This window comes from Kitasatospora sp. NPDC101447, from assembly GCF_044767225.1.
Taxonomy (GTDB): domain Bacteria; phylum Actinomycetota; class Actinomycetes; order Streptomycetales; family Streptomycetaceae; genus Kitasatospora.
On sequence record NZ_JBIWNL010000014.1, the window covers coordinates 58,658 to 66,995 of the forward strand.

Below are 8,338 nucleotides of genomic sequence, written 5' to 3' on the forward strand. Positions count from 1 at the left end.
GGGTCCAGCCGGTGAAACTCCCTGCGGGAGACCTGCGCGGATCGCGTAGATTTCGGGAGTGACGGCCGGGCCCGGGCCCGCCGTACCCGCACCACACCGGAAGGGCGTACAGCGAGATGAGCGAGGACTCTCTGCGGGAGGAGGTGCTGACCGCACGGCGGATCGTGGTCAAGGTCGGCTCCTCCTCACTCACCACGGCGGCCGGCGGCCTGGACGCCGACCGCGTCGACGCCCTGGTCGACGCGATCGCCAAGGTGCGCAGCCGCCCCGACGCCCCGGAGGTCGTGCTCGTCTCCTCCGGTGCCATCGCCGCCGGACTCGCCCCGCTCGGCCTGGACAAGCGACCCAAGGACCTGGCCCGCCAGCAGGCCGCCGCCAGCGTCGGCCAGGGACTGCTGGTCGCCCGGTACACCGCCTCCTTCGCCCGGTACGGCATCCGCGTCGGCCAGGTGCTGCTCACCGCCGAGGACGCCAGCCGCCGCGCCCACTACCGCAACGCCTACCGCACCCTGGACCAGCTGCTGGCGATGGGCGCGATGCCGATCGTCAACGAGAACGACACCGTCGCCACCGCCGAAATCAAGTTCGGTGACAACGACCGGCTCGCCGCGCTCGTCGCCCACCTCGTCCGGGCCGACCTGCTCGTCCTGCTCTCCGACGTGGACGGCCTCTACGACGGCGACCCCTCCCGCCCCGGCACCAGCCGGATCGCCCGGGTGAGCGGCCCGCACGACCTCGACGGCATCGAGATCGGCAGCGCGGGCAAGGCCGGGGTCGGCACCGGCGGCATGGTCACCAAGGTCGAGGCGGCCCGGATCGCCACCGGCGCGGGAATCCCGGTGGTGCTCACCGCGGCCAGCCAGGCCGCCGACGCGCTGGCCGGCCGACCCACCGGCACGCTCTTCCTGCGCACCGGCGCCCGCACCTCCGACCGGATGCTCTGGCTCGCCCACGCGAGCAGCCCGCGCGGCACCCTGCACCTGGACGCGGGCGCCGTCGAAGCGGTCGTCTCCGGCGGCGCCTCGCTGCTGCCCGCCGGGGTCACCAAGGTCGACGGGGACTTCGCCGCGGGTGATCCGGTGGACCTTCTTGCCGAAAACGGCCACATCGTGGCTCGCGGACTGGTCAACTTTGATGCGAGGGAGTTGCCCCGCCTGCTCGGCCGGTCCACCCGCGACCTGGCCCAGGAGTTCGGCGCCGCGTACGAGCGCGAGGTCGTCCACCGCGACGACCTGGTCGTTCTGCGCGGCTGACCGCTCGGCGGGCCGGCACCGGCCGCCGGCCGATCGGCGCAGTGCGGACGGCGGGCCGCTCCGTACCGGGAGCGGCCCGGCCACGGGCGAGGAGGGGCGCAGCCGTACCGGTCGGCCGAGAGGCCGACGGGGCGGTGGGGACGACACGAGATCGCCGAACAGGAGGCCGCCGGTGGAACGCAGGCGCGAGGCAGCGCTGACCGGAGGGACGGCGGGCCGGCGGCTGACCAGCATCGACGGCGGACGCGGGGACGGCCCCGCCGAGCCGGCCGGTCGGCCGCCCCAGGGGCCCGCCGGGATGCGCAGGCTGCGGACCCAGCGCGCGGACGCCGCGGAGCCGCCCACCGTGCCCGAGCAGGCGCGGCTGTGGCACGTGGTGCTGAGCGTGTCCGGGGAGGCCACCCAGCTGTCCTCGCTGCGCGCCTCACTGGAGAGACTGGCGCACGACCACTCGTTCTTCCTGACCGCCCGCTACGCGGCCGACCACGCCGAGATCCGCTACTGGGAGCAGGCCCGGGACCTGCACGACGCGGCGGCGATCGCGCTGCGGCTCTGGGGCGAGCACAAGGTCACCGCGAACCTGCCGCCGTGGGAGATCGTCGGGCTGGAGGTGGTCGACCGGGCGACGTACCACAAGCGGGTGGCGGAGGGCTTCGGCGATCCGCCGCCGCACCTGGGCGGCGTGCACCCGTACTGACCGGACCGTCCCGGGCGGCCGCTGTTCGCCATGCGGAACGCGGGCGGCCCGGGCGGGCGCAGTCGCTACCCTTGGCGGCATGACCAGCGACCTCGCCACCGCCGACAGCCCCGTCCTCGCCGTAGCGCGCCGAGCCCGGGAGGCGGCCGCCGCGCTCGCCCCGCTGCCGCGCAGGGCGAAGGACGCCGCGCTGCTGGCGATCGCGGACGCGCTGGTGGCCCGCAGCGCGGAGATCGTCGCGGCCAACGCCGAGGACGTCGCCCGGGCCCGCGAGGCCGGAACGGCCGAATCGGTGATCGACCGGCTGACCCTCACCGGGGAGCGGATCGCCGCGATCGCCTCCGACGTGCGCGACGTGGCCGGCCTGCCCGACCCGGTCGGCGAGGTCGTCCGCGGCTACACCCTGCCGAACGGCCTGGACGTGCGGCAGGTACGGGTGCCGCTCGGCGTGGTCGGCATCATCTACGAGGCCCGCCCGAACGTCACCGCCGACGCCGCCGCACTCTGCCTCAAGTCGGGCAACGCGGCGCTGCTGCGCGGCTCGGCCTCGGCCTACCGCTCCAACACCGCGCTCGTCGCCGTGGTGCGGGACGCCCTCGCCGCGGCCGGGCTGCCCGCCGACGCGGTCCAGCTGGTGCCGGGGGAGAGCCGCGACTCCGTGCAGGAGCTGATGCGCGCCCGCGGCCTCGTCGACGTGCTGATCCCGCGCGGCGGCGCCTCGCTCATCCGCACCGTGGTCGAGGGCTCGACCGTCCCGGTGATCGAGACCGGCACCGGCAACTGCCACGTGTACGTGGACGCCGAGACCGACCTGGCGATGGCCGTCGGCATCCTGCTCAACTCCAAGGCGCAGCGGGTCAGCGTCTGTAACGCGGCCGAGACGCTGCTGGTCCACCAGGACGTCGCGGACGCCTTCCTGCCGCTCGCGCTGGCCGCCCTGGCCGAGGCCGGGGTGACCGTGCACGGCGACGAGGCGGTGCTCAAGGCCGCCGAGGGCGGTCCGGCCACCGTGGTGCCCGCGACCGACGAGGACTGGGGCGCCGAATACCTCTCGTACGACCTGGCCGCGGCCGTGGTGCCCTCGCTGGACGCCGCCGTCGCGCACATCCGCCGCTGGTCCTCCGGCCACACCGAGGCGATCGTCACCACCTCGCAGGCCGCCGCCCGGCGCTTCACCCAGCTGGTCGACTCGACCACGGTGACCGTCAACGCCTCCACCCGTTTCACCGACGGCGGCGAGTTCGGCTTCGGCGCGGAGATCGGCATCTCCACCCAGAAGCTGCACGCCCGCGGCCCGATGGGCCTGCCCGAGCTGACCAGCACCAAGTACATCGTCACCGGTGACGGGCACGTGCGGGGCGAGGCGACGCAGACCGTCGGCGGGGACCCGGACGCCCGCTGAGCCGCGGCCCGCGAGCCGGCCGTCACACGTGTGACGGACCAACTGCCGGGAGCCACAGACAAAACGCCCGGCCGGTAATACGCTGAATCCGTGGCTGAGGATGTGGGGGGCTTGCCGTACCCCGACGGCGCCGACCACGGTGGTGCGGACGACGAGTTCGCCACCGTGGTCTTCGATGAGGCCTTCGTCCGGTCCGCCGCCGTGCACGAGCCGACTGCCAAGGAGCGGCAACTCGCCGCCGCCGAGGCCCGGTTCGAGCCGGACACCGCGGGCCCGGGCTGGGGCTACGACGTCTCGGCCGGGGAGGGGCTCCCGTTGGAGCTGCGCCCGTACCCGAGCGGACTCGACGAGGACCACCACTACCCGGACCCCTGGTCGGGACCGGGCCGGACGACCGACCGGCGCAGCCGGCGCCGGTGGCGGCGCGGCTACGACCCGGTGCGCGCCCGCGGCCGGTACGTGGCCCAGCAGCGCTGGCACCGGCCGGTGGCCTGGGTGCTCGCCGTGATCATGGGCGTGAGCCTGGTGGCGGTCGCGGTCGCGGCGATCTACCAGGGCGTGGGCGGTTCCTCGGACACGCCCCGCAGACCGGAGTCGGGCAGCAGCAGCGCCGGGGTGGACCCGCGCCCCGCGCCCGCCGAGCCGTCGTTGGTGGTCACCGCACCGGCGGGCTAGCCGCCGGACGCCGCACGGGCGCACGCCCAGGGGCGGGTGGTCACGGAGCGTCCCCGGGAATCTGCGCGGGGACCCTCGTGGCAGCGCCGGTGTCCGCCTACCCTGGTGTTGTGGGTGACCCGCGAGAACCTCCTGAGGGTACGCCCGAGGGCGGCTCCGGCAACGAGGACGAATTCCGGTCCGTCGTCTTCGACGAATCGTTCGTCCGGGCTGCCCGGATCCAGGAGCTGTCCGCCCGGGAGCGGCTGGCGGGCTCCTTCGGCAAGGCCACCCGGCAGCGGGTGCGGCTCGGCCCGCTGGGCACCGTGCCGCGCCAGGCCCTCGCCCTTCTGCTGCTCATCCTGCTCGCGTTCGGGGCCGCGGTGTACTTCGGGGTCAGCTCGCCGAGGGGGATCCCGGCCCGGCCCGAGGGCAGCCAACTGACGGTCAGCCTGGTCGCATTGAGCCCGGCCTCGGCCGTCCACCCGGTCGCCGACCCGGCGAACCCCTTCGCGGCGCTGCCACCCGGGTACGGGGACGGCACGGTCGGGCTGAACACCCCGACCGGGGCGGCCACCGAGCACTTCAGCCGGGTCGAGGTGACCAAGGCGCTCGACACCGTCCAGCGCTACCTGGTCGCCTCCTCGCTGGCCCCGGCCGCCCTCGTCCAGGGCGCCACCGCGGACGTGCGGGCCTTCGTCACGCCCGGCGAGCAGGCGGAGTTCGACACGGGCGTGGCGCAGCCGGTGGACGACCGGCACCACGCGGTGACCGGCTGGATGGTCCGCTTCGACCCGGCGCAGGTCGCGCTGGCCTCGGACACCGTGAAGGTGGTCGGCGCGATGCGGATCGACGAGGCGGACAGCGGAACGCTGCAGATCACCACCGACCACACCTTCGTCTACGCGCTGAAGCCGGCCGGGGCCCCGGCCGGAGCGCCGGTCACCCTGGAGACGGTGCGGCGGCAGCTCACCTTCCAGTTCGACCGGGTCGACCTGGCCTCGGCGCAACTGCGGCTGGTGGACTCGGTGCTCCAGGCCGGTCCGGCGCCCTGCGGCACCTCGATGGCGGGCTACCTGCAGCCGGTCCTGGCCACGGCGCAGGGCACGGCGGTCACGCCGCCGGCGGCCGTCGACCCCGGCAACCACGCCCGCCCGGCCTGGCAGGTGTGCGGGGTGCTGGCGGGGAGCTGAGGGCTCCGGGACGCGCGGACGGCCGGTGACCCGGGCGGGTCACCGGCCGTCGTCGGCGTTCGTCGGCGTTCGTCGGCGGTCGTCGGCGTTCGCCGGCGGGCCGGGCCCGGGTGCCGGGCTCAGCTGTTGTCGCGGTCGGTCCTGCCGTCGGAGCCGTTCGAGCCGTCGGAGCCGTTCGAGCTGCCGCGGCCGGCACCGGTGAAGGTGTCGCGGAGCTTGCCGCCCACGGTCACGGCGCCGCCGGCGACGTCCCGGATCAGGCCCATCAGCGGGTCCTTGCTCTCCTTCACCGAGGTCGCGTAGTGGTCGGCGGCCGCCTTCCACTGCTCACCGACCGAGGTGTCGGGGTCGTCCGCGCGGCGCGGGTAGGCGCCCGTCATGATCGAGCGGTACTCGTCGCTCTCCGCCCACTTCTTCAGCTGGGCGACCCGGACCACCGCGAAGGGGTGGGTCTGCGGCAGCACCTGGAGCAGCTTGAGGACGCCGTCGCGCAGGTCACCGGCCTTCTCGTACTCCTCGGCCTGCTCCAGGAAGGCGTCGACGTTCATCTCGGCCAGGTTGTGCCCGCCGGCCAGCTTCATCAGGGCCCGCATGGACGCCTGGAGGTCCTGCCCGGCGAGCAGGCCGGCCCGGTCGCTGGACAGCTCCGCCTTGCGGAACCACTCCTTGAGCGCGGTGATGACGGCCGTGATCGCCAGGTTGCCGAGCGGCACCCAGGCGATCCGGGTGGCGATGTTGGTGAGGATCATCAGCATCGTCCGGTAGACGGCGTGGCCGGACATCGCGTGGCCGACCTCGTGGCCGATGACCGAGCGCAGCTCCTCCTCGTCGAGCAGCTCGACCAGGCCGCTGGTGATCACGATGATCGGGGTGTCGATGCCGATGGTGTACGCGTTGACCGCCGGGTCCTGGGTCACGTACAGGTCGGGGACCTGCTCCAGGTCGAGCACGTAGGCGGTGTCGCGCACCATGTCGTACAGCTCGGGGAACTGGCGCTCGGAGGTCTTCACCGCGGTGGCCAGGAACATCAGCCGGATCGCGCGCTCGGAGACCAGGCCGGCGAGCTTCTTGAGGACGTCGTCGAAGCCGGACAGCCGCCGCAGGGCGACCAGCGCCGAACGGTCCGCCGGGTGCTCCCAGGCCCGGGTGGAGATCCCGGGGAAACGCTCGCGGCGGCGGCTCGGGGTCTTCGCGGTCGTGTCGGTCATGGTGTGAGTACCCTCCTGGTCGACGGCGGCTGCGGCCCACTGGCCGGCCCCCCGCTGGTCTTCGCCTGAAACGACTGTCTGTGCAACGTCCGTGGTTGCGTACTCGTCCCCGGGCGACAGCGTACGTGCGGCCCCGGCCGCGCCGCGGGGGCCGGTGGGCGGCGCCGGTGTGAGGCCGGTTTACCCTGAATGCCCTGGACCACCGAGACCGGACCCGGCCGCGGTACCGAGCAGTTCGAGGAGCCCCGCAGATGTCCACCGACACGCTTGTCAGCCTGGCCACGCCCATCTCCGACGAGGCCGGTCCGGGCCTCTTCCTGCGGATCATCGTGATCGCGTCCTTCGTGGGGATCGGCCTGCTGGTCTGGCTGATGGCCCGCGCCTTCCGCGGCAACTAGCCCCGGGACCCGGCGTCAGGCCCTCGCCCGGACGCCGGGAGCAGGCCCCCGGGACCCGGCTTCCGGGCCCCGACCAGGCCCGCGGACCCCGGCCCGGCCCGTGCGCGCTCACGCCCGGTCAGCGGCGGTGGGCCGCCGAGCGGTTGCCGTGTAACCCCCCGTACGATGACGGGTGGGCCCTCACCGGCCCGGAACCACCCCCAGGTCCGTTCACCGAGCCGAGAAGGTCCCGCCGACCATGAGCACTGCCGCCGCACTCCCCGTCCTGAACCTGCTCGCCGAGGGCGAGGGAGGCAACCACGACAGCCTGAACCCGCTCCTGACGGGTGGCGCCGCGCTGTTCATCCTGCTGCTCCTGCTCTTCATCACCACCCGCTTCAACCGGGACCGCTGAGCCCGCTCCGCGGACCTCTCCGGGGAGCGTCCGGCCACCGGCCGGCCGCTCCCTGACGCGTCTGCGGGGAACCCCCACCGGGTCTGCGGGCAACCCCCACCCGGGCGTTCCCGCACCGTAACGGGCGTCGCGTAAGGTGTGGCGGCATGGGAGAGCAGGCCGGGAATCCCGGCGGACCGGAACCGGTGAAGAAGCGCCTCGGCGTGATGGGCGGCACCTTCGACCCGATCCACCACGGCCACCTCGTTGCCGCCAGTGAGGTCGCGAGCGCGTTCCACCTGGACGAAGTGATCTTCGTGCCGACCGGGCAGCCGTGGCAGAAGAGCGACCGGCACGTCACCCCGGCCGAGGACCGCTACCTGATGACGGTCATCGCCACCGCGGAGAACCCGCAGTTCTCGGTCAGCCGGATCGACATCGACCGCGAGGGCCCCACCTACACCGTCGACACCCTGCGCGACCTGCACGCCCTGCACCCGGACGCCGACCTCTTCTTCATCACCGGCGCCGACGCGCTCGCCCAGATCCTGTCCTGGCGCGACTCCGACGAACTCTTCTCGCTGGCCCACTTCATCGGATGCACCCGCCCGGGGCACACTCTGTCGGACGCCGGGCTTCCGGTGGGCGGGGTCTCCCTGGTGGAGGTCCCGGCGCTGGCCATCTCCTCCACGGACTGCCGCAACCGGGTCGCCAAGGGCGAGCCGGTCTGGTACCTCGTCCCGGACGGCGTGGTCCGCTACATCGACAAGCGGGCGCTGTACGCGCCGCGCGGGACCTGAGCCAGGAGCGGCGCATGACCGATCGCAGCGGCGGCCAGCAGGGGCAGCAGGGGTACGAGGGCTACCAGCAGCCGTACCAGAGCCAGGGCCAGGGGTACCAGCAGCAGCAGCCGTACGAGTCCTACGAGTCGTACGAGCAGCAGCCGCAGTACGACCAGTACGGGCAGCCGGTGTACACCCACGACCCGTACGGCTACCAGCAGCAGGGGCAGCAGGGGTACGAGGGCTACCAGCAGCCGTACCAGGGCCAGGGCCAGGCCCAGGGGTACCAGCAGCAGCAGCCGTACGAGTCCTACGAGTCGTACGAGCAGCAGCCGCAGTACGACCAGTACGGGCAGCCGGTGTACACCCACGAGTACG

Annotated in this window: 10 protein-coding genes; 9 read left to right on the forward strand and 1 reads right to left on the reverse strand. The window is 73.7% G+C overall.

Annotation, left to right across the window (positions count from 1 at the left end):
* Positions 1-116 precede the first annotated feature (116 nt).
* The 5 genes from proB to ACIRST_RS21185 all read left to right on the forward strand — a co-directional run bounded on the left by proB (position 117) and on the right by ACIRST_RS21185 (position 5,199).
* On the forward strand, positions 117-1,253 hold the full coding sequence (gene proB / locus ACIRST_RS21165) for a glutamate 5-kinase (protein WP_350525624.1): 1,137 nt from the start codon (positions 117-119) through the stop codon (positions 1,251-1,253).
* Positions 1,254-1,425: 172 nt separating this feature from the next.
* Positions 1,426-1,950, forward strand: a complete 525-nt coding sequence (locus ACIRST_RS21170) for a hypothetical protein (RefSeq protein WP_396551713.1) — start codon at positions 1,426-1,428, stop codon at positions 1,948-1,950.
* Between the two features lie 79 nt (positions 1,951-2,029).
* On the forward strand, positions 2,030-3,352 hold the full coding sequence (locus tag ACIRST_RS21175) for a glutamate-5-semialdehyde dehydrogenase (RefSeq protein WP_402803545.1): 1,323 nt from the start codon (positions 2,030-2,032) through the stop codon (positions 3,350-3,352).
* 90 nt (positions 3,353-3,442) lie between these two features.
* Positions 3,443-4,027, forward strand: coding sequence for a hypothetical protein (locus tag ACIRST_RS21180; RefSeq protein WP_402803547.1), 585 nt, complete (start codon positions 3,443-3,445; stop codon positions 4,025-4,027).
* Positions 4,028-4,137: 110 nt separating this feature from the next.
* Positions 4,138-5,199 (forward strand): hypothetical protein, encoded by a 1,062-nt coding sequence (locus ACIRST_RS21185; protein WP_396551716.1) that lies wholly within the window; start codon positions 4,138-4,140, stop codon positions 5,197-5,199.
* A 119-nt stretch (positions 5,200-5,318) separates the two neighbouring features.
* On the opposite strand, the gene ACIRST_RS21190 is transcribed toward ACIRST_RS21185, so the two are convergent.
* Entirely contained in the window at positions 5,319-6,407 is a 1,089-nt protein-coding gene (locus ACIRST_RS21190) for a M48 family metallopeptidase (protein ID WP_402803549.1), read from the reverse strand.
* 251 nt (positions 6,408-6,658) lie between these two features.
* Between ACIRST_RS21190 and ACIRST_RS21195 the strand changes: the two genes are divergently transcribed.
* The 4 genes from ACIRST_RS21195 to ACIRST_RS21210 form a co-directional block, all read left to right on the forward strand.
* On the forward strand, positions 6,659-6,805 hold the full coding sequence (locus tag ACIRST_RS21195; protein WP_350525619.1) for a hypothetical protein: 147 nt from the start codon (positions 6,659-6,661) through the stop codon (positions 6,803-6,805).
* A 238-nt stretch (positions 6,806-7,043) separates the two neighbouring features.
* Positions 7,044-7,199 (forward strand): hypothetical protein, encoded by a 156-nt coding sequence (locus ACIRST_RS21200; RefSeq protein ID WP_350525618.1) that lies wholly within the window; start codon positions 7,044-7,046, stop codon positions 7,197-7,199.
* A 146-nt stretch (positions 7,200-7,345) separates the two neighbouring features.
* Positions 7,346-7,978, forward strand: a complete 633-nt coding sequence (nadD, locus tag ACIRST_RS21205) for a nicotinate-nucleotide adenylyltransferase (protein WP_350525617.1) — start codon at positions 7,346-7,348, stop codon at positions 7,976-7,978.
* 14 nt (positions 7,979-7,992) lie between these two features.
* Positions 7,993-8,338, forward strand: a 346-nt coding sequence (locus tag ACIRST_RS21210; protein WP_402803552.1) for a hypothetical protein, incomplete at its 3' end; no start/stop codon positions are given.